Origin of the sequence: Syntrophomonas sp., from assembly GCF_028707975.1 — a bacterium.
Taxonomy (GTDB): Bacteria; Bacillota; Syntrophomonadia; order Syntrophomonadales; family Syntrophomonadaceae; genus Syntrophomonas.
Window position 1 is genome coordinate 26,296 of the sequence record NZ_JAQVZX010000007.1, and the last position, 20,144, is coordinate 46,439.

The 20,144-nt window shown below is 43.0% G+C and carries 21 protein-coding genes; all 21 read left to right on the forward strand.

The features are described 5' to 3' along the window. Positions 1–36 precede the first annotated feature (36 nt). Positions 37–969 carry a dipeptidase gene (locus tag PHP87_RS01950; protein WP_299917825.1) on the forward strand — a complete coding sequence of 311 codons (933 nt, stop codon included), beginning with the start codon at positions 37–39 and terminating at the stop codon, positions 967–969. Beyond that, positions 959–1,813: a PHP domain-containing protein gene (locus PHP87_RS01955; protein ID WP_299917828.1), complete on the forward strand. Its 855-nt coding sequence runs from the start codon at positions 959–961 to the stop codon at positions 1,811–1,813. The genes PHP87_RS01950 and PHP87_RS01955 overlap by 11 nt, the downstream gene beginning before the upstream one ends. 122 nt (positions 1,814–1,935) lie before the next feature. Then, complete coding sequence (locus PHP87_RS01960; RefSeq protein WP_299917890.1) at positions 1,936–2,697, forward strand: C40 family peptidase; 762 nt, start codon at positions 1,936–1,938, stop codon at positions 2,695–2,697. A gap of 44 nt (positions 2,698–2,741) precedes the next feature. Continuing rightward, positions 2,742–3,143 (forward strand): hypothetical protein, encoded by a 402-nt coding sequence (locus PHP87_RS01965; protein ID WP_299917830.1) that lies wholly within the window; start codon positions 2,742–2,744, stop codon positions 3,141–3,143. Between the two features lie 290 nt (positions 3,144–3,433). Further along, positions 3,434–4,090: a uracil-DNA glycosylase family protein gene (locus PHP87_RS01970; RefSeq protein ID WP_299917832.1), complete on the forward strand. Its 657-nt coding sequence runs from the start codon at positions 3,434–3,436 to the stop codon at positions 4,088–4,090. Positions 4,091–4,515: 425 nt separating this feature from the next. Then, positions 4,516–4,863, forward strand: a complete 348-nt coding sequence (locus PHP87_RS01975; RefSeq protein WP_299917833.1) for a phasin family protein — start codon at positions 4,516–4,518, stop codon at positions 4,861–4,863. 95 nt (positions 4,864–4,958) lie between these two features. Continuing rightward, complete coding sequence (locus PHP87_RS01980; RefSeq protein WP_299917835.1) at positions 4,959–5,498, forward strand: hypothetical protein; 540 nt, start codon at positions 4,959–4,961, stop codon at positions 5,496–5,498. A gap of 270 nt (positions 5,499–5,768) precedes the next feature. Next, positions 5,769–6,197, forward strand: a complete 429-nt coding sequence (locus PHP87_RS01985; RefSeq protein ID WP_299917838.1) for a MaoC family dehydratase — start codon at positions 5,769–5,771, stop codon at positions 6,195–6,197. 33 nt (positions 6,198–6,230) lie between these two features. Beyond that, positions 6,231–7,322, forward strand: a complete 1,092-nt coding sequence (locus tag PHP87_RS01990) for an alpha/beta fold hydrolase (protein WP_299917840.1) — start codon at positions 6,231–6,233, stop codon at positions 7,320–7,322. A 126-nt stretch (positions 7,323–7,448) separates the two neighbouring features. Next, positions 7,449–10,160, forward strand: a complete 2,712-nt coding sequence (locus PHP87_RS01995) for a calcium-translocating P-type ATPase, SERCA-type (RefSeq protein ID WP_299917843.1) — start codon at positions 7,449–7,451, stop codon at positions 10,158–10,160. 51 nt (positions 10,161–10,211) lie between these two features. Further along, complete coding sequence (locus PHP87_RS02000; protein ID WP_299917846.1) at positions 10,212–11,090, forward strand: YicC/YloC family endoribonuclease; 879 nt, start codon at positions 10,212–10,214, stop codon at positions 11,088–11,090. 32 nt (positions 11,091–11,122) lie between these two features. Next, positions 11,123–11,383 (forward strand): extracellular matrix/biofilm regulator RemA, encoded by a 261-nt coding sequence (gene remA / locus PHP87_RS02005; protein WP_011640650.1) that lies wholly within the window; start codon positions 11,123–11,125, stop codon positions 11,381–11,383. A gap of 23 nt (positions 11,384–11,406) precedes the next feature. After that, entirely contained in the window at positions 11,407–11,994 is a 588-nt protein-coding gene (gene gmk / locus PHP87_RS02010) for a guanylate kinase (protein ID WP_299917848.1), read from the forward strand. 6 nt (positions 11,995–12,000) lie between these two features. Next, positions 12,001–12,216 carry a DNA-directed RNA polymerase subunit omega gene (locus PHP87_RS02015; protein WP_299917850.1) on the forward strand — a complete coding sequence of 72 codons (216 nt, stop codon included), beginning with the start codon at positions 12,001–12,003 and terminating at the stop codon, positions 12,214–12,216. Between the two features lie 2 nt (positions 12,217–12,218). Beyond that, the gene (coaBC, locus tag PHP87_RS02020; protein ID WP_299917852.1) at positions 12,219–13,415 is read left to right on the forward strand and encodes a bifunctional phosphopantothenoylcysteine decarboxylase/phosphopantothenate--cysteine ligase CoaBC; all 1,197 of its coding nucleotides are present in this window, start codon (positions 12,219–12,221) and stop codon (positions 13,413–13,415) included. A 27-nt stretch (positions 13,416–13,442) separates the two neighbouring features. Beyond that, positions 13,443–14,633: a methionine adenosyltransferase gene (gene metK / locus PHP87_RS02025; RefSeq protein ID WP_299917854.1), complete on the forward strand. Its 1,191-nt coding sequence runs from the start codon at positions 13,443–13,445 to the stop codon at positions 14,631–14,633. A gap of 111 nt (positions 14,634–14,744) precedes the next feature. After that, positions 14,745–17,153, forward strand: coding sequence for a primosomal protein N' (gene priA, locus PHP87_RS02030; protein ID WP_299917856.1), 2,409 nt, complete (start codon positions 14,745–14,747; stop codon positions 17,151–17,153). An 11-nt stretch (positions 17,154–17,164) separates the two neighbouring features. Then, complete coding sequence (def, locus tag PHP87_RS02035; protein ID WP_299917857.1) at positions 17,165–17,617, forward strand: peptide deformylase; 453 nt, start codon at positions 17,165–17,167, stop codon at positions 17,615–17,617. A 39-nt stretch (positions 17,618–17,656) separates the two neighbouring features. Continuing rightward, positions 17,657–18,601, forward strand: a complete 945-nt coding sequence (gene fmt / locus PHP87_RS02040; protein ID WP_299917860.1) for a methionyl-tRNA formyltransferase — start codon at positions 17,657–17,659, stop codon at positions 18,599–18,601. 4 nt (positions 18,602–18,605) lie between these two features. After that, a complete protein-coding gene (locus PHP87_RS02045) occupies positions 18,606–19,358 on the forward strand; it encodes a DUF116 domain-containing protein (RefSeq protein ID WP_299917864.1) in 753 nt (250 codons plus the stop codon). Between the two features lie 3 nt (positions 19,359–19,361). Beyond that, complete coding sequence (locus PHP87_RS02050; RefSeq protein WP_299917866.1) at positions 19,362–20,039, forward strand: zinc metallopeptidase; 678 nt, start codon at positions 19,362–19,364, stop codon at positions 20,037–20,039. Positions 20,040–20,144: the final 105 nt, after the last annotated feature.

Genomic DNA, 20,144 nt, shown 5'->3' on the forward strand with positions numbered 1-20,144 from the left:
TGAAGGCAGGTTTTTTCTGTAGAAGGGAGGATAATTATGCAGATTGTAGATTTGCATTGTGATACTATTTCAGAAATTACTGTACGGAATGAAGCGTTGCTAAATAATAGGCGGCATTTTGATCTGGAAAGGGCAAAAAAAGCTGGTATTTGTTTGCAAATATTTGCTTTATTCAGCTCCAGTCGGGAAGCTGATAGCTCTCTGCGAGAAATCCTTATACAGATAGACAAGTTCTATCATGAACTAGAGCAAAATTATTTGCGTGTTTTTCAGATTCTGGGTTCCAATGAACTGCAAAAAGTGGGACAAACGGATAAAATAGCCTGTCTGCTGCACCTTGAAGGTGCGGAAGCAATTGGGACCGACCTGGCTGTTTTTAGACAACTATGCCGGATGGGCTTGCGTAGTATCGGTCTGACCTGGAATTATTCCAATCAACTGGCCGGGGGCATTGCTGAGGGAGGAAATGCCGGGGGCTTGACTCGGTATGGGAAAGATATTATTAAGGAAATTGAGCGAAGCGGAATTCTGCTGGATCTCTCCCATATATCTGAGCAGGCCTTTTTTGAGGCCTTGGATTATTATAATTTGCCTGTAATGGTGACTCATGCCAATGCCCGAGCTATATGTAATCATCCGCGGAATCTGAGTGATGAACAATTAAAGGTATTGGCTGAAAATGGAGCTGTGATAGGTCTGAATCAGGTAGCTCATTTCGTAAAAGAGGGAAAAGCAACACTTGAGGACTTTTTGAATCATGCAGTTTATATTTCCGACTTAATAGGAGTTAAACACCTGGCTCTCGGTTCTGACTTCGATGGAACAGATAGTTTGGTTTTACCTGGAGTTGAGGCTTATGCTACACTGGAACAAGGGCTTCATGACAGAGGGTTCCTCCCGCAAGAAGTGGAGATGATTCTTCAGCGGAATGCCTTAAGAGTAATGAAGAGGGTTTTAAATGCTATATGACTTACACACTCATACTACTGCTTCAGATGGTCTATTAAGTCCAACTGAACTGCTGGGCAAAGCCAGTGAGATGAGATTGCCAGGATTGGCAATAACTGACCATGACACGATAGATGGTCTGGAAGAGGCCCGCCGTTTTATAGCGGAGAATAGTCTGGCTCTGGATTTCGTTCCCGGAATAGAATTGAATACTGAACTGACTGAAAAAGAAATTCATATTCTAGGCTACTTTATCGATTATCATGATCATCGACTATTGGGGCGTTTACAGGAAATTAAAGAAGCGCGTTTAGAACGAGCCCGTAAGATGATAAATCGCCTGGTTGTTATGGGCTTAAATATTGATTTAGACCAGGTGAAAAGACTAGCTCAGGGTGATTTGATTGCCCGACCACATATTGCCCAGGCGTTGATGGAGAATTCTTATGTATTTTCTGTAAAGGAAGCTTTCGATAAATATATCGGCAAAGGAAGACCAGCTTATGTTAATCGTTATAAATTCTTGCCTGAAGAGGCCATTGCTCTAATAAATGAAGCCGGAGGTATAGCTGTCCTTGCTCATCCAGGTCTCATTAGAAACGATAGTTTAGTTGAGGATATTATTGCTTTGGGCATTGAAGGAATTGAAGTTTTTTATCCAGAGCACAATCATAAACAGATTCTCAAATATAGCGCTTTCTGCCAGCAGCACCAGCTACTAATTACTGGAGGCTCTGATTTTCATGGATATGGGAAAGAGGAAGGCCGGGGAAAATTCGGTTCTTTTGGTGTTAGTAGGGAAAAAATGCAAAATATTTTTGACTATCAGCAAAATAGGAGTAAAAAACAAGCAAGAAGAACATGAGTTTGGGAGGATTTCCCCTACCCCTGTAGAAAATTATCAAGTGGGAAATTTTTTTTGGGAAAGGTAGGGGAATAATGAGAAGTATTTGGGCTGTTATATTTTTGCTTCCAATATTTTTACTTATGGGTGGGACAAGCCTCGAAGCCAGTGAATCTGTTTACATAGTAAAATCCGGTGATAGCCTGTGGAAGATATCCGCGCAACAGGGAATTAGTATTAAGGAGATAAAGGAAATAAACCATTTGAGTTCTGATTCTCTCAAGATAGGGCAAAAGCTGTTACTTGGAGGAAATAGAGAGGCCGAGGCGGGAAAAGATATAACTGCTGTAGGACAAGAGAGTTACACAGTACAAGCGGGAGATAATTTAGGGCTTATTGCCCAAAAATTTGGTATGACTGTTGCACGACTAAAGGAATTGAACAATTTGAACAGTGATATACTGAACGAAGGGCATCAACTTAGGGTCGAGAATCGTAATTTAGCCAATCCGTCCCGATCGGGTGTTCCTCTTGATGGTAGGTTCATTATTGAAAAAGCAGCACAATATTTAGGAACAGCATACCGCTATGGGGGAGAAGGCCCAGCTGGATTTGATTGTTCCGGCTTTGTAAGATATATCTTTTCAAACTTTGGTTATGACTTGCCTCATAATGCCGCCGCTCAGTTTAAAACCGGCGCCGAGCTTGATGGAAGTGAAATGAAGATCGGCGATCTGGTGTTCTTTGCCTGCGGAGGCCGGGGAATTGATCATGTGGGAATTTATTCCGGCGATATGAAATTCATTCATTCCAGTTCTCCACGAAGCGGTGGGGTTATTTATTCTTCATTGAGCGAAGGTTATTATGCGGGTAAATATGTTGGTGCCCGCCGGATATTTCATTAAATAATTGGCAAATTAGAATCAAGGAATTTTTAGGAGGTAAATCGATGGAGGAAAACGAGAACATCTTGGAAAAATTTGGCCTTCCCCCTACGATCTTTGGCACCAAGGAATGGCAGGATATAGAAAGAAAAGAAAATACTCTAGGGGCAGACTTATTGTTGACAGAGATAATAGATAAGAAAATATGGTCCAATGAAGAAATTCTTTGGGTTATGAAAAGATTGATCTTCTTCTATGGTAAAAAGGACGCTTTGCTAAAAAAAGCCCCGGTTGAGCGTTTGTTTACGAACATGGTTGATATACTAAGAGCATTTTATGTTATTCTAGACATAAGTAATCCCGAAATCGATGATAATATGCGAAGTTACATCTCTACAAAACTGGCGGATGCTACCTGGGGGGTAAACCTGCGTACCCGGGAATACCTGGAAAAACTAAAGGATTAAAGAAATGTTGCTGAGCGGTATATGGTTCCACTGCAAAAAATCCTTTTGATGCAGAAGGGTTGCATAAATATAATTATTATAATATATATCAGAAGGACCAACCCCAGGATATACTTTTAGAGGTTTTTCAAGTATTACCGACTTTGGTGTTTAGCGATAGGATTTGGCACTTCAAAGCACTATTCATAATTCCTCTATGCTATTTTTATTCCAGATATATTAAGCAGTTATTAATAGATTTAGAACAATGGCCTTTTCATTGCGCCCAATATTATTTCGGGGAGGACGAAATGCCATCAAGCAGGGAAGAAATTATCCGGCAAATCATTGTGCTTGAGGACAGGATTTTACGATGCTGTCGCTGTAATTCTTTGATTAAATGTACTGGAAAACCCGCTCTGGGCAAGGGCGAATTGCAGCCCGAGCTTATGATGGTTTTTGAGTCCAATAACAAGCTGACCCATGACTCTAAAAAGCTAATTGAGCTAAGAAGTTTTATCCAACTTGAATTTAAGCTTAAAGATATTTACCATACTTTTCTGGTAAGATGCTCTCCCAAAGCCTGTACTATGCGAAACGCTATTGACCCATATACTCAATACCAGTCCTCTTCAGAACGCTATTTGGATAATTACAATATATGCTTGTTGAAACAAGAGCCGTGTAACGGTATATTAGTAAGGCCACGAAATGAAGAGATAGTGTATTGCCTGCCTTTTTTAATAGAAGAAATTACTATATTGCAACCCCGATTTATTATTCTTTTTGGACAAAGAACCGCAGAATTCGTTTTAAAATCCTTTGGGTTTCATGGTGAATTTGTAAGCTACAGACAATATAAGAAAGACGGCATGGTCTTTTTATTTGTTAATTACCCCCAGGAAGATTTGGCCTTGCCAGACCTTAAAGTTTTAAAGAGCGTATTTCTGAAAACTTCATCTAGTTAATAAATTCTTGATGTCACTGCAAAAAGTAATAAATACATAATAGCGACCGCAGGGTGTGTAGGGAACGACCCCCGTGTCGTTCCGAATCAGGCGCAACAACTAGCGACCGCAAGGCATTGTAGGGGCGGTCATCGCCCGCCCGCTTTCGCCTTCACCAACGCTCGTTTTGTATATTCATGCAACCCTTATGCAACAAAAAGGGTTTTTGCAGTGGAGTCGTTCAGTTAATTTTATGCTTCGAGAATTATTCCCCTCTACTACAAAGGCTTGATTTGTGTTAGAATAAAATTTAGGAAATAGAGGACATCTTACCCATTTTAGCATACAAATTATGATAATCGGTCTTTCATGTGCTAGTTAAGGAGGTGGTAAGAGGTAGTCGTCATTGAAAAAGAGAGCCTATTTTTGAGAGGAGGAAGTTATAAATGGCAAATAAAGAAAACCTGAAAAAGGCATTTGTAATTAGTGAAAGTTCTGCTGAAAAACTATGGGATATGTGGTTGGTTACTCTTGGGAGCATGTCATGGACACAAGAACAGATCGAAAACATGATAAGGAAATATCTGGATCAAAGAAAAGTGGCCAGAGAAGAAACAACCAAATTGGTTGAGGAATTGATGAACCAGGCTAAAAAGAATCAACAACAGATGCAAAAGATGATGCAAGAGGCAGTAAATGCCACCATGGAGAATGTTGATTTCCCAAATTTTAATTATTTTGATGAATTGAATAAAAAGGTTGACGACCTATCCAAAAAGGTGGAAAACCTTTAATCCTATAATTGCTTAACGAAACAGCGGTTATGGCTTGATGCCATAACCGCATTGTCTCTTAGTCAAGAATCCAGGTGAAAGGAGCCAGGAGTTATATGTCCCAGGAGGGTGACAAAGCAAAAACTGATATTCAAATCCCGGATCTGGCCGAATTGTGGAAACAAATGTATTTTAGCACTGAGGGCGATTGGTCCAAGACTATGAAGGGTTTTATTAGTACTGAAACCTTTGTTGCTATGTTGGACAAGACTCTGGAACAGTACCTGGCTATGTCCAAGATAAGTCACCAGCAGATGGACAAGTTCTCGGAAAAGGGGATTGTACCCAGCAAAAAAGATGTGGCCCGGGTAGCTGAACTGGTTATTTCGCTGGAAGAAAAAGTGGACATGATGGAGTTCCAGTTTATTGATAATTTTCGTAAGATGACTGATAGTCTTATGAAAATGGCGGATTTTCAGGATCTTTTTAAACAAGAATTATCTTCATTAAAAACTGAGTTACAAGAGATAAATCGAAATATTCAGAGCCTGAAGGTCAATCAGAAAACCGAGCAGATAGAAGCGGCGGCAGAAGCGCCTAAAAGCAAAAAAGGAAGCCGGAAGAAAGCCGCAGAAAAAACCACTGTGTCAGATTAATATTAGCCTTGTAAGATAGTGAGGACTATGAGCTTTAGTAATGATCTGGGAAGGTCTAATATCTGTGATTATTAGCTTTAGCAAGCTAATAATGTCGGAGCAGAGCCTCGCCACAGTTCCGCAGTATTAGAAAGCGCTATTAATGCGGAGCGCTTTGCTCATAGGTTCCTGTAAACAGGAATCTGGGATCATCACTTTACTTAAGAACTTGTAGTTTATTAGGGAATAGAATGGTACTGGAACTTGGATGAGGGGGAGGAGTTTTGCCGGATGATTGAACATATTTACGATGAATTAAATATCGGTGATATGGACTATGTAGAAAAAACCATCACTGAAACGGATGTTTACCAGTACGCAGGTATCACTGGTGATTTCAGTTGGCTGCATGTTAATGAAGTGCGCTCGCGCCAGGGGCATTTTAAGAAGCGGGTGGTTCATGGTATGTTGCTGGTGGGATTGATATCCAATGTCATCGGTAATCGTATGCCGGGAGCTGGAACCATATATGAGACCCAGGATATCCGCTTTCTAAAACCTTGTTTTATCAATGATACTATTAGAGCTCAAACTGAAGTATTGGAAAAGCTGCCTCGGGGAAGAGTTAAGCTAAGAACCTCCTGTTTCAACCAGTTCGGCGAGTTGATTCTGGATGGAGTCGCTGTGGCCATACCGCCGCGCGACCACATCATCAAATAAGAACAGCGAATTCAGTGAAGGAGAAGAGGAAGAATGAAAAAACCTTTTTTACACAATGAATCCGCAGCAGATGTAGGAATGGAACTGCAACAAAGCTATGACCGCTTGCTGGATACCACTCGCAAATGGGTGGATATAATCAATTTTGACCCTCTTCCCGAGACCGGCATGACCCCCAAGGATATTGTCTGGAGAAAGAACAAGAGCCGTCTCTATCGTTATGTCAACCATAAAGGATATAAATATCGCACCCCTTTATTGATGATCTATGCCCTCATTAATAAGGCATATATACTTGATTTAAGACCAGGTATGAGCCTGGTTGAATACTTGGTAGACCAGGGTTTTGATGTTTACCTCCTGGATTGGGGAGAGTTTGACTGGGAAGACCGGGATTTAAGCTTTAACCAGATAATTGCAGATTATGTTTACCGGGCAGTATACAAGGTTTGCCAGTTTTCCAATGTAAATGAATTGAGCATTCTGGGCTATTGCATGGGTGGTACTATAGCCACTATGTATGCAGCTCTGTATTCCCAACCACAGATTAAAAATATGATTTATGTAGCGGCCCCCATTGATTTTGGAGATGCGGGGTTGTCCAGTATATGGTTGAAAGCATCCGTTTTTGATGTGGACAAGGTTACTGACACATTTTCTCTTATCCCCAAGGATTTTATTGATCTCGGGCTTAAGATGTTAAATCCCGTTAATAATTTTGTAGCCACTTATACTCGTCTATGGAAATCTATTGACGAAGGCGTGTCAGTCGAAGCGTGGAAAGCATTGAATAAATGGGTGGATGACAATATTCACTTTCCTGGTAAAGCCTACCGGGAGTGGGTAAAGTATCTTTACCAGGATAATGCCCTGGTTAAAGACGAATTCATTATTCAGGGCCGCCGGGTAGTTCTATCCAATATAGATGCCTCTTTGTTGGTGCTCACCGGGAAAACTGATCATATCGTATTACCGCAGCAGAGCACCCCTATTCTTGACCTTAGCTCTTCCCAGGACAAGACTAGTTTACAGTATCCGGTAGGTCATGGGGGATTGGTATTCGGAAGCAGAGCCAGGAATGAGGTATATCCTACCATTGCGGAATGGCTAGCTCAGCGCTCATAAGTTTGGGCTTTATGCAATGACATCATATTTTGAATATAGAGGATAGGCTTTAAGGCCTGTCCTTTGTTCTTTTATAAGCCTTCATTGAATAAGAATTTGTCAAAATGATTCAATGGAGGCTAAATTATGCCAAATTGTTCCTGGCACAGTGCTGGCCTGGATGAAGTATTGCTATTATTGGATACAAATCGAAAAGAGGGATTAAGTCTGGCTGAGGTAAGCCAACGACAGAAGATTTATTCCAATTCCTTGGAAGAAGACAAAAGGCTTAATCCCTTGATTCTATTTATAAATCAATTTACAGATACCATGGTACTGGTTCTTCTAGGAGCTACAGTTATATCAGGCCTTATTGGAGCCATGGCTGATGCTATTACTATTATGGCTATAGTGGTATTAAATGCTTCCCTGGGTTTTATCCAGGAATACCGGGCGGAACGCTCCCTGGAAGAAATAAAAAAGCTAGCATCACCATTTGCTCTGGTTTTGCGGGCAGGAAGGCGGATTAAGGTGTCCGCTTCTGAACTGGTGCCAGGTGATATTGTGTTTCTGGAAACGGGAGACAAAGTACCTGCCGACCTCCGGCTTTTGGAAAGTTTCAGCCTGGAAATAGATGAAGCGATTTTGACCGGGGAGTCCCTGCCGGTTAATAAAAACCACTCTAGCATTATCCCGGAGTCCACTCCTCTGGCTGAAAGAAAAAATATGGCTTTTATGGGAACCGTTATAACTCGAGGCCGGGCGCGAGCAGTTATAGTCACAACCGGTATGCACACAGTAGTGGGTCAAATAGCAAAAATGATGAAGGATACGGAACGACCGCAAACACCACTGCAGATGAGGCTGGACCAACTGGGGAAAACTCTCATTGTGATTTGCTTGCTGCTTTGTACTTTAGTTACCCTCTTGGGTATTTATCGTGGTGAAAATGTAATGGTTATGCTTATGGCTGGAATTAGTCTGGCTGTCGCTGCTATTCCTGAAGGCCTTCCGGCGATTGTGACGGTGGTATTGGCTCTTGGAGTACAGAAAATGGCCCGGAGAAACGCCATAATTAGGAAGCTGCCAGCAGTTGAGACCCTGGGTTGCACTACGGTGATCTGCTCCGACAAGACTGGAACTTTAACCCAGAATCAGATGACGGTGGGAAGACTGGCCACTATAGATAGAGTAATGGAGATAACGGGAAACGGCTATGAATCACGAGGAAGCTTCCACCACCAAGGCAATGAAGTCAACCCTCTTTCTGATATGAATAGTCGGTTAATAATGCAGGTTGCTCTAAACTGCAATAATGCAACCCTGGAAAAGATTAAGGGCAGTTATCAGATTCAAGGCGACCCGACCGAAGCTTCCTTACTGGTAATGGCAGAAAAAGCAGGTATGACTGCGGTGTATAAGCGCCTCAAAGAAATACCCTTTGATTCCAGCAGAAAAAAGATGAGTATAGTAGTCGAAGCAGATGGAGATTATTTTGTTTTTGCCAAGGGCGCCCTGGAAGTTCTTATGCCCTCTTGTAGTCGGGTAATTAAACAGGGTCAAGCTCAGCCGCTGCTGGAGAAGGATAGGCGATACTTCTCCTGTTTACAGGAACAATGGGCAGAGGAAGCCTTAAGGATTTTAGGCTTTGCCGCCAAAAAAATAAGCGTTGGAGAAATTATTTTGGCGGATGATCTTTTGGAGTCAAACTTGACTCTATTGGGGATTTGCGGAATGAGTGACCCACCCCGCAACGGGGTGGAGAAATCTGTTGCCGCCTGCTTAAATGCTGGAATTGTACCGATAATGATTACGGGGGATCATCCAGCTACCGCCCGTGCTATTGCGAGGAAGATAGGAATTAGTGAAAGTGATGAGGTTATCAGCGGAAGTGAATTAGAACATTTGACTGAGCAGGATTTATACCGAAAATCCTTGACCACCCGTGTCTTTGCGCGGGTTGCTCCCGAACAGAAAAACCGCATTGTAGAAGTTTTGAAGAAACATAGGGAAGTTGTAGCCATGACTGGTGATGGAGTAAACGATGCCCCGGCCCTGAAATCCGCTGATATTGGGATTGCCATGGGTATAAGTGGAACAGAAGTGAGCCGGGAGGCATCATCGATGATTTTAGCTGATGATGATTTTTCCACCATTATTTCGGCAGTTTATGAAGGCCGGGCTATTTATGATAACATCAGGAAGTTTATTCGCTATCTGTTAGGTTGTAATATTGGTGAGGTACTGGTCATGTTTCTAGCTTCAGTTTTGGGCATGCCTCTGCCCTTGATTCCTATTCAAATCCTCTGGGTTAATCTGGTAACCGATGGCTTGCCGGCCATGGCTTTGGGTCTTGAACCACCTGAACCGGAAATAATGAAGCGTAAACCCCGAGCAGCAGACGAAGGGATATTTGCCCGCCGTCTGGGATGGATGGTTCTTTCACGCGGCTTCTATATTAGTATCGTTACCCTCCTGGCTTTTACGATAGCTTTATTATATTCCCGTCTTAATGGAATAGATCCACTACCGCTGTCCCGCAGCATGGCTTTTACTACCCTGGTTGTAGCTCAGCTATTTTATGTATTTGAATGCCGGTCGGAAAAATACAGCGCCTTTGAACTGGGTTTTTTCAAAAACAAATTTCTGCTGTTAGCTGTATTTTGTTCCATCAGCATGCATTTGATGGTGCTTTATATACCCTGGATGCAGGGAGTCTTTAATTCCGTGGGCCTGAATTGCTGGCAATGGGCCGTGATTCTGTTGCTTACTGGATGGAAATTTATCTTAAGATTAATTCTTCATCTATGGAAAAGGGTTTTTGCTTTCAAATGGGATTATGTTAAAATTAATGCTTAGCAGAATATTTTTACAGTGGAGTAATTCGTGGCGAAAGGTTGATTTTTTACAATGATAAAAAGTATGACTGGTTTTGGACATAGTCAGGTTACTAATGAGGGCTACAAGATTAGCCTGGAGATTAAGTCAGTAAATCATCGTTTTCTTGACCCGCATATAAGAATTTCCCGGCGCTATACCCTGCTCGAAGATCGTATCCGGGAAGAGCTTAAAAATTTTGTAAACCGGGGGCGACTGGATGTCAACATAAATATCGAGAAAATAGATGATTCACTGCGTGATATCAAGCTTGACAAAGATTTGGCGATAGCTTATTATTACTACTTGAAGGATTTAGCAGAAAAACTAAATATTTCGCAAGAAATCAGAGTTATTGACGTTTTCCGCTTGCCCGAAGTTTTTTCTCTGGAAGAGAAGGAAGAGAATTGGGAAAACCTGTGGGAGGTTCTTAAAGAGGCCATAACAATAGCTATGAAAGAACTCCTGACCATGCGGATAAATGAAGGACAAAACCTGGCCCGCGACATAATGCAAAGGAACCAGTTGATTCTTTCCCGGGTAGAAAAGTTGGAATGTAAATCTCCAGAGATAGCAGAGGAGAATATGGAAAGGCTGCGAAAACGCATAAGCGAACTCGTATCTCAGCAAATGCTTGATGAAGCCAGGATTGTTCAGGAAGCAGCTATTTTTGCTGATAAATCCAGTATCACTGAGGAAATTGTCAGGCTCAAAAGCCATAGCGATTATCTTTCGAATTTTTTGAACAGTGATGATCCCATCGGTCGAAAAGCTGATTTTTTGGTTCAGGAAATGTTCCGGGAAATTAATACCATTGCGTCCAAAGCAAATGACCTGGAAATGAGCCAAATAGTGGTCGAGGTCAAAGCCGAACTGGAAAAAATCAGAGAACAGTTGCAGAATATTGAATAACAGGAGGTGGATCCGGTTAATCCGGGATAGTTATGGACATAAAATTAGTAAATATTGGCTTTGGAAATATTGTGGCTGCTAATAGGATAGTAGCTATAGTAAGCCCTGAATCAGCCCCAATAAAAAGGATTATCCAGGAAGCAAGGGAAAAAGGAATTTTGATTGATGCCACTTATGGCCGCAGAACCAGAGCAGTTATTATAGCAGACAGTGCACATGTTATTTTATCTGCGGTTCAACCGGAAACTGTTGCTAATCGTCTTTCATCCAAGGACGTGAATGAAGAGTCTTAATTTTCACTGGAAGTGTAATAAAAATGAATAAAAAAGGTATTTTATTTGTAATATCAGGTCCTTCAGGTGTGGGAAAGGGAACTCTTAAAAAGGCTTTACTGGACCAAACCAAGGACCTGAATCTATCAATATCGGCAACTACTCGCCCGGCGAGAACTGGAGAAGTTAACGGCCAACATTATTTTTTTATTGATCAGGCCAGATTTCGGGAGATGATTGAGCAGGATGCCTTTCTAGAATGGGCTCAGGTATATTCCAATATGTATGGAACTCCGCGGGATTTTGTATTAAATCATCTACACCAAGGCCGAGATGTTCTCTTAGAGATTGACATTCAAGGAGCTCTACAGGTTAAGGAGAAGATGCCATCAGGAGTTTTTATATTTATCTACCCGCCCAACCTGGAAGAACTAGCTTATCGCCTGCTTTCACGGGGACAAGATTCCCAGGATAGCATAGAAGCACGCCTGGCTGCCTGCGAGAATGAATTAAAGCATATCGATTATTATGATTATCTTGTGGTTAATGATAAAATTGACCGCGCTCTCCAAAAAGTTACTGCGATTATTATTGCTGAAAGGTGTAAAATAAATAATTTGAATATGGGGTGATAATGGGTGATTCCATCTTCCACCAGAGAATTACTCAACATAGCTAATAGTAAATATGCAGTGGTAGTTGCGGTTGCCAAAAGAGCCAGATCTCTTTCCGCGAAGTGTAAAAATGATGAAAACTACCGCCTTTCTACGATGGTAACCCGGGCTTTGGATGATGTCGTGAATGGTAGAGTAATAATTGTGCCATCAAAAAACGACGGTTCCAAGGAGGTATAGTTATGGTAAAGACAGTTGGACTGGGGATAACTGGCGGTATAGCGGTATACAAGCTGGCAGAATTGGTAAGCCTGCTCAAGAAAGAAAATATCGATGTTATCGTAATGATGACCGAATCAGCAAGTAAATTTGTAACACCCCTAACTTTTAAGACCCTGTCTGGGCGAGAAGTAATTACCAGCCTATGGCAGGATAGCCAGGAGTGGAAAGTCCAGCATATTGGAATAGCAGAAGAATTGGACTTGCTGGTAATTGCTCCGGCAACAGCCAACTTTATAGCCAAAATGGCCCATGGCCTGGCTGATGATTTGCTTTCAACTGTAGTTCTGGCCAACACTGCTCCGGTATTAGTTGTTCCTGCCATGAACAGCAATATGTTTATCAACCCGGTAGTACAGGATAATCTGAAAAAATTGCATGACTATGGCTTCAGCGTGATGCAACCGGGTACTGGGCAACTAGCTTGTGGTAGCAGTGGTCCGGGAAGGCTTCCAGCAGCCCCGGAAATTCTGGCTGAAATCAAGCGAATGTTGTTTCCCAAAAAAGATTTATTGGGAAAGCGTTTGATGGTTAATGCCGGAACAACCTGTGAGGATATTGATCCAGTCAGGTTTATTGCTAATAGGGGTACTGGGAAAATGGGCTATTGTATAGCGCGGGAAGCAGTATCAAGGGGCGCTGAAGTTGTTTTGGTAAGTGGAAAATCTCATCTGGAGCCCCCGGCTGGAGTTGAGATGGTTTCAGTCTGGGGAGCGGAAGAGATGTGTGCAGCGATGCTGAAATATCAGGCGGCATGTGACATAATAATTGGTGCGGCAGCAGTAGGCGACTTTAAAATTGCCCAGGTAGCCGACCAAAAGCTTAAGAAAACAGAACAACACACCGAAAAACTGGTATTAGAGCTGATAGGGACTCCCGATATTTTGAAGGAACTAGGCAAGAACAAGCTGGATCATCAGATTATGGTAGGATTTGCAGCAGAAACAGAGAATGTACTGGAGAATGCCCGTAAGAAATTGGAGAGCAAGAAGCTGGACATCATTGTGGCCAATGATGTCACCATGGAGGGAGCCGGTTTTGCTACGGACACCAATATCGTTACTATCATAAGTAATGATGGACGGGTTTCTTCCCTGCCCAAAATGAGTAAAGAGGAAGTAGCTGGGGCCATACTGGATGAAGTAGTAAAATTAATTTAGAATACATGACTTAAGGAGATGATTAATTTGACAAGAACGCTATTTACTTCTGAGTCGGTTACCGAAGGGCATCCGGATAAAGTGGCAGACCAGATTTCCGATGCAGTATTAGATGCTATTATGGCTCTTGATCCCTATGGGCGTGTTGCGGCTGAGACCATGGTTACCACCGGCCTGGTTCTGGTGGCCGGTGAGATTACCACCAACTGCTATGTGGATATTCCGCGCCTGGTTCGCAGCACTATCGAGGATATCGGGTATACCCGGGCTAAATATGGTTTCGATGCGGAGACCTGTGCAGTTCTAACCTCCCTTGATGAGCAGTCCAGCGATATTGCTATGGGTGTAGATCGGGCCTTTGAGGCTAAAAAAGGTGAAATGAGCGATGAAGAACTGGATGCTATTGGGGCTGGAGACCAGGGTATGATGTTCGGCTATGCCAGTAATGAAACTGCTGTTCTTATGCCCATGCCTATCTATCTGGCCAGCAAGATGGCTGAACGACTGGCCAAAGTTCGCAAGGAAGGGATTCTTCCCTATTTGAGACCAGATGGAAAGACTCAGGTTACGGTAGAGTACGAAGACGACAAACCGCTAAGGGTCAATACAGTAGTGGTTTCGGCGCAACACCATCCCGAAGTATCCAGTGCTACCATCGAAAAAGACATAATTGAAAATGTTATTAAAGTGGTTGTTCCGCCCGAAATGATTGATGCCAATACGCTTTTTTATGTCAATCCCACCGGGCGTTTTGTAATCGGAGGTCCCCAGGGTGACAGTGGCTTAACCGGAAGAAAGATAATAGTGGATACATATGGCGGCATGGCCCGGCATGGTGGTGGTGCTTTTTCCGGCAAGGACCCGACCAAAGTTGACCGTTCCGCTTCATACATGTTAAGATATGTGGCTAAGAATATTGTTGCTGCCGGGTTGGCAGAGCGTTGCGAAATTCAAGTTGCCTATGCCATTGGGGTGGCCAACCCTCTGTCCATAAATGTGAATTGCTTTGGAACTGGCAAAATAAGCGATGATAAGATAATAGAGCTAATAAAGAAGAATTTTGATTTGCGACCAGCTGCTATAATCAGGGACTTGAATCTAAGGAGACCAATTTATCGGAAAACTGCGGCTTACGGTCATTTTGGCCGGGAAGATGCAGACTTCACCTGGGAGAGAATAGACAAGGCAGAAACCCTCCGGGAGCAGTCCGGTTTGTAAGAGCTTTAAGCCGGTTCTATTACCCAATGAGAATCATGAACAGCTGGAAGATTAAGGCGGGCTATCCCGCCTTAATTTGATTAGTACCAGCTTTAAAGGAGAGCTTTAATTATGCTCCGAGTAAGGGTCTTGATAAACCTCCCGGCAATTAGCCTGGATCACTCTTATACCTATATGGTACCCCAACCATTGAGAGAAGATATAGAGGTGGGGAAAAGAGTACTGGTGGAGCTGGGAAATAGAAAAGTGGAAGCTTTCGTCAGCGAAATCCTGGGTGAGGAAGAAAGCTCCGTCAATGATGTTACTACAATAAAACCAGTGCTAAAAGTACTTGACCGGGAAGCGATTTTTGACCATAATCTTTTTTTGCTGGCGGAGTGGATGGCAGAAAGCTATCTTTGCCCGATAAGCCTGGTATTGAAGTTGATGACCCCCCGCCTATTACGCAAGAAAAAGGGAGTCATAGTCACCCCGGCGTTAAAGCGCGAAGAAATAGAGCTATGGAGTTCCCGACTGATGGCCCAAAGGGAAAGTGATTTCCTGGATTTATTGCTTAAGCGGGGAAATTTGTCTCTCTATGAAGCTAAAAAATATTTAAGTAATGAAGAGATTAAAGCCTTGGTGGATGAGAATGTAATTAAACTCTCCGGTCATTATTCGGCACAGAGAGTAGAGAAAATTGGCTATGTTTATGTCCTAAAAGATTTTGATTTGGAGCAGGATTTGCCTTTACTGGAGAAAGCAGCACCCAGGCAGGCCGAAGCTGTCCGGATAATTGCTAAAGAGCAAGAAGTTGATTGTATTTTACTGGAGCAATTAATCCCTGCTCGCAGCATAAAATCCTTGCTGGAGAAGAGTTTTATTGAAAGGCAAAAAAAGAAATCCATTCTAAGCGATAGAATCCTGCAGCTAAACCGGGAACAAGAGACAGCCTATAGAAGTATAAAAAAAGCCTTAATTAATGATAGTGGAGAAGAATTTCTACTTTTTGGGGTAACCGGAAGTGGTAAGACGGAAATATATATACGCAGTGTGGAAAAGGCGATTCAGCAGGGGAGAACAGCCATAGTACTGGTTCCGGAGATAGCCCTGACCCGGCATTTGCTGGCTGATTTTTCTTCACGCATCAAGAATATGGCCGTGATGCATAGTGCCATGGCCGATGGAGAAAGGCATGCTGAATGGAAAAGAATTCGCCAGGGAGAGGTTGATTTGGTTTTAGGAACCAGGTCGGCGATTTTTGCTCCTCTGCACCGGCTGGGTCTGATTATTATCGATGAAGAGCAAGAGAGCAGCTATAAGCAGGAGGATACTCCCAAATACCGTGTTCATGAGGTGGCGCGGAAGCGGGCGGAATTGGATAGAGCCGTTCTGCTGATGGGCAGCGCTACGCCTTCCCTGGACACACTATACCGAGCGGTAAAAGGGGAAATGAAACTGCTCAGTTTGAAGCAGAGAGTTGCTGAGGCTAGAATGCCCATCATTCGGGTAGAAAATATGAAGGCAGCAGCTTTATCCCGGCAAAGCCGGGTGATATCACCTTTCTTGTCGGAAAAGCTTGCCACGACCCTGCAGCGAGGAGAGCAGAGCATCCTTTTTATTAATCGCCGGGGCTATTCACCCTTAAGCCTGTGCCGGAGTTGTGGTAATATCTTATTATGCCCCTCCTGTTCGGTAGGTTTGACCTACCACCAGGATACAGCTAAAAACCTGTGTCATTATTGCAATTATCAGGCCAGTCCGCCAGTGAACTGTCCATTTTGTGGAAGCCGCCACATGAGTTATCTGGGCCTGGGAACGCAAAGAGTGGAAGAAGAAAGCCAAAAACTTTTCCCCACCGCCCGTATTCAGCGTCTAGATATGGATAGCAGCAGAAGAGTGGGCTTCCAGGAAAGTATTTTAGAAAGAATGGAAAAAAGAGAAATCGATATTCTGATTGGTACCCAGATGGTGGCCAAAGGCTTGAACTTTCCCCATGTATCCCTGGTAGGGATAGTTGATGCCGATAGCATGTTGAATCTACCTGATTTTCGTGCTGCTGAAAGGTGTATTCAACTCTTGCTCCAGGTTGCAGGCCGCTCCGGTCGCGGCAGTTTACCCGGAGAAGTGATAATACAAACCTTTAATCCTGCTAATCCCTTGTTTTCGATACTACAGAATCAAGACTATCTAGCCTTTTTCTACCAGGAAATCAAACAGCGTCGTTTATTGAATTATCCCCCCTTTACTCAGCTTTTAAGGATAGTGTGTTCGGCCGAAAGCCCGGAAATGGCTCAGATGGTGGCAGATGTTTTAAGTAGAGAAATTAATGATATAATTGATGCCAAAGAGGAAGACATTGAAATATTGGGACCAGCACCTTGCCCATTGCTGAAAATACGCAACCGCTATCGCTGGCAATTAACCCTGAAATGCGAAAATATGTTATTATTGAAAAGCATTGCTCGCTATATAATAGATTATAAGGATTTCAAAAACACCCAGGTTGAATGGGACTTGAATCCAGTCATGACCATGTGAGGAGGATGGCAATGTCGGTTTACCAGGTTCTAACCGTACCCAATGAGATCTTGCGCGGCAAAGCCTTGCCGGTAAAGGAGATAAATGCCGGGGTCTTAAGGGTACTGGATAACATGCGCGATACTATGTATGCCGCTGACGGAGTAGGTCTTGCTGCACCACAGATAGGGATATCCAAGCGTATCATTGTAGTGGATATAGGAGACAATTTACTTGAGCTAATTAATCCGGAAATATTAATGCAAGAGGACAGTCAACTGGGCTCAGAAGGATGTTTGAGCGTTCCCGGGATTGTCGGAAGAGTAAACCGGGCTAAAAAGGTTCAAGTCAAAGGACTGGATAGGAATGGACAGGAGCTTAATCTTGAAGCAGTAGATTTGTTAGCCAAAGTATTGCAACATGAAATAGACCACCTTGAAGGGGTCTTATTTATAGACAAGGCGACTGAGACCAGAACGGAATAACCATAATCATAGGGTTAGAAATCAGGTGATATATTAATTATGAGAATCGTTTTTATGGGCACCTCCCATTTTGCCCTACCCTCCTTGAAAGCTTTAATTGCATCCGAACATGAGATAGCCGGGGTAGTAAGCCAACCGGATAAACCACGGGGGCGGGGCCGCAAAGTTGCACCTACTCCAGTTAAGGAAATAGCAGATCTAAATGAACTGGAGTTGTACCAGACCCTTAATATAAAAACTCAGGATTCCATTGTACGAATTAAGCTGTGGAAACCCGAATTGATTGTAGTAGTTTCCTATGGCCAGATTATACCTCTGCCTATTCTGGAGTATCCCCGCTATGGCTGCATCAATGTACATGCCTCTCTCTTACCCCGTTATCGGGGAGCAGCACCAGTACAAAGGGCCTTGATGGATGGAGAGAAGAATAGCGGTGTGAGCATTATGTATATGGATGAGGGTTTGGATACCGGGGATATTATTATGCAAAAAGCAATAGCCGTAGATGATAATATCAATCACGGAGAACTGGAAAAAATCCTGGCGGAAAAAGGAGCTGATTTGCTGTTGCAGGTGGTAAATCGCCTGGCGCAAGAAGGAAAAGTACCACGGGTGGTTCAGGATGATAACCAGGCCAATTATGCTGCCCGAATTAGCAAAGAAGATGAGATAATTAACTGGTCCGAATCAGCCAGCGCCATTCATAATCGTATAAGAGCATTAAATCCAGAACCGGGGGCATATTCTTATATTAATGGAACAAAAGTTAAAATATTTGCCAGTAAGGTGAGAAGTGAAGCAGGAAGTGGGGTGATTGCAGAAGTTATTGAGGTTGATAAAAGCACTTTTAAGGTGCAAACTGGCGAAGGTATTTTAGAAGTATTGGAAATTCAAAAAGAAGGCAAAAAGAGAATGCCTACTTCCGAATTTTTAAAAGGTTTTACACTGCACCCCGGGGTCTTGTTGGGATCGAAGGAGGGGTAGGGCGATGGAAGCCAAGAAACGAATATACATAGGCTTACTGGCAGCAAGTCTTTTTTTTGCCATATTCGCTCTTTTTCTGCTATGGTATCTAGTAAGTAAACGGGAGTTTATAGTAAGCCAGTTTCTTTTGCTGCTTATTCTAGCCCTGGTAATTCTATTCTTTCTGATTCTGGCTACCGGTATAGTAGCAATAATATTCATGATATTGAGGTCAAAAAGCATTCCTTCCCTGGAAAATATAACCCAGCTGGCCAATGAAATGCTTTTCCCCCTTACTCTTATTATTGGCCGGCTCATAGGCATAGAAAAGGAAAAGATACTGCGTTCCTTTATTGCAGTAAACAATTACCTGGTTCGCTGTAAAAAGCTCATACTGAAAAAGGAACAAATCATGTTATTGGTTCCCCATTGTTTGCAGAATTCAGACTGTCCCCACAAAATAACGGTTGATGTCAATAACTGCAAAGAATGCGGGAAGTGTAAAGTAGGGGAGCTCAAGAAGCTGGCCCGTGAGCATGGAGCCCTGCTAAAGGTAGCTACCGGTGGTACCTTGGCCAGAAAGTTTATTGAAGAAAATAAACCCCGGGGAGTTATAGCGGTGGCTTGCGAAAGGGATCTTTCATCTGGAATCCACGATATGGGTTTTTTGCCAGTTATGGGAGTGCTCAACTGTCGGCCCAACGGTCCTTGCTTTAATACTGATGTGGAACTGGAAAAAGTGAAAATGGCTCTTAATACCATGTGCAAAGGAGGATAAAACATGATCTATCTGATTTTCATTCTTCCCGCTTTAATCTTGTCGTTTTATGCCCAGTTTAAAGTCAAATCAACCTTTAGCAAGTACTCGAAAGTGCGGTCGGCTCGCGCTTACACTGGGGCTGACGTAGCCACTGCCATATTGAGGAGAAATGGTATGAGCGGACAGGTTGCGGTAGAAGCAGTAGCAGGCAGCCTCTCTGACCATTATGATCCTAGCGCTAGAACCGTAAGATTATCCGAAGATGTTTATGGTAGTAATTCTATTGCCGCCATCGGAGTAGCCGCCCATGAGGTAGGCCATGCCATACAGCATAACCTGCAATATGGACCCCTGGAGCTTAGACACAAAATGGTTCCGGTTACCAATTTTGCATCCTCGGCCTCATTTCCCATCTTATTATTAGGTTTCTTTCTGCAGATAAGTGATTTGATTTTCGTAGGAATCATTCTTTTTTCATCAGTTGTTTTGTTTCATGTGGTCACCTTGCCGGTAGAGTTCAATGCTTCCAGAAGAGCCGTGGTTCAACTTGCGGAGACCGGTCTGGTAAGCGATGAAGAGGTGCCCATGGTTAAAAAGGTACTGGGAGCAGCAGCACTAACATATGTAGCAGCAGCCCTTTCGGCTATAGCCAATCTGCTCTATTATCTGTTGATTTTCATGGGCAGTGGGGACGACTAATATTTTGCCTGGAATCCCGCGATGAAATATTGATGTCACAGCAAAAAGTAATAAATACTATTTTGCTTCTATAATAATACAAGCTGTAGGTAACATAAAGAGTTT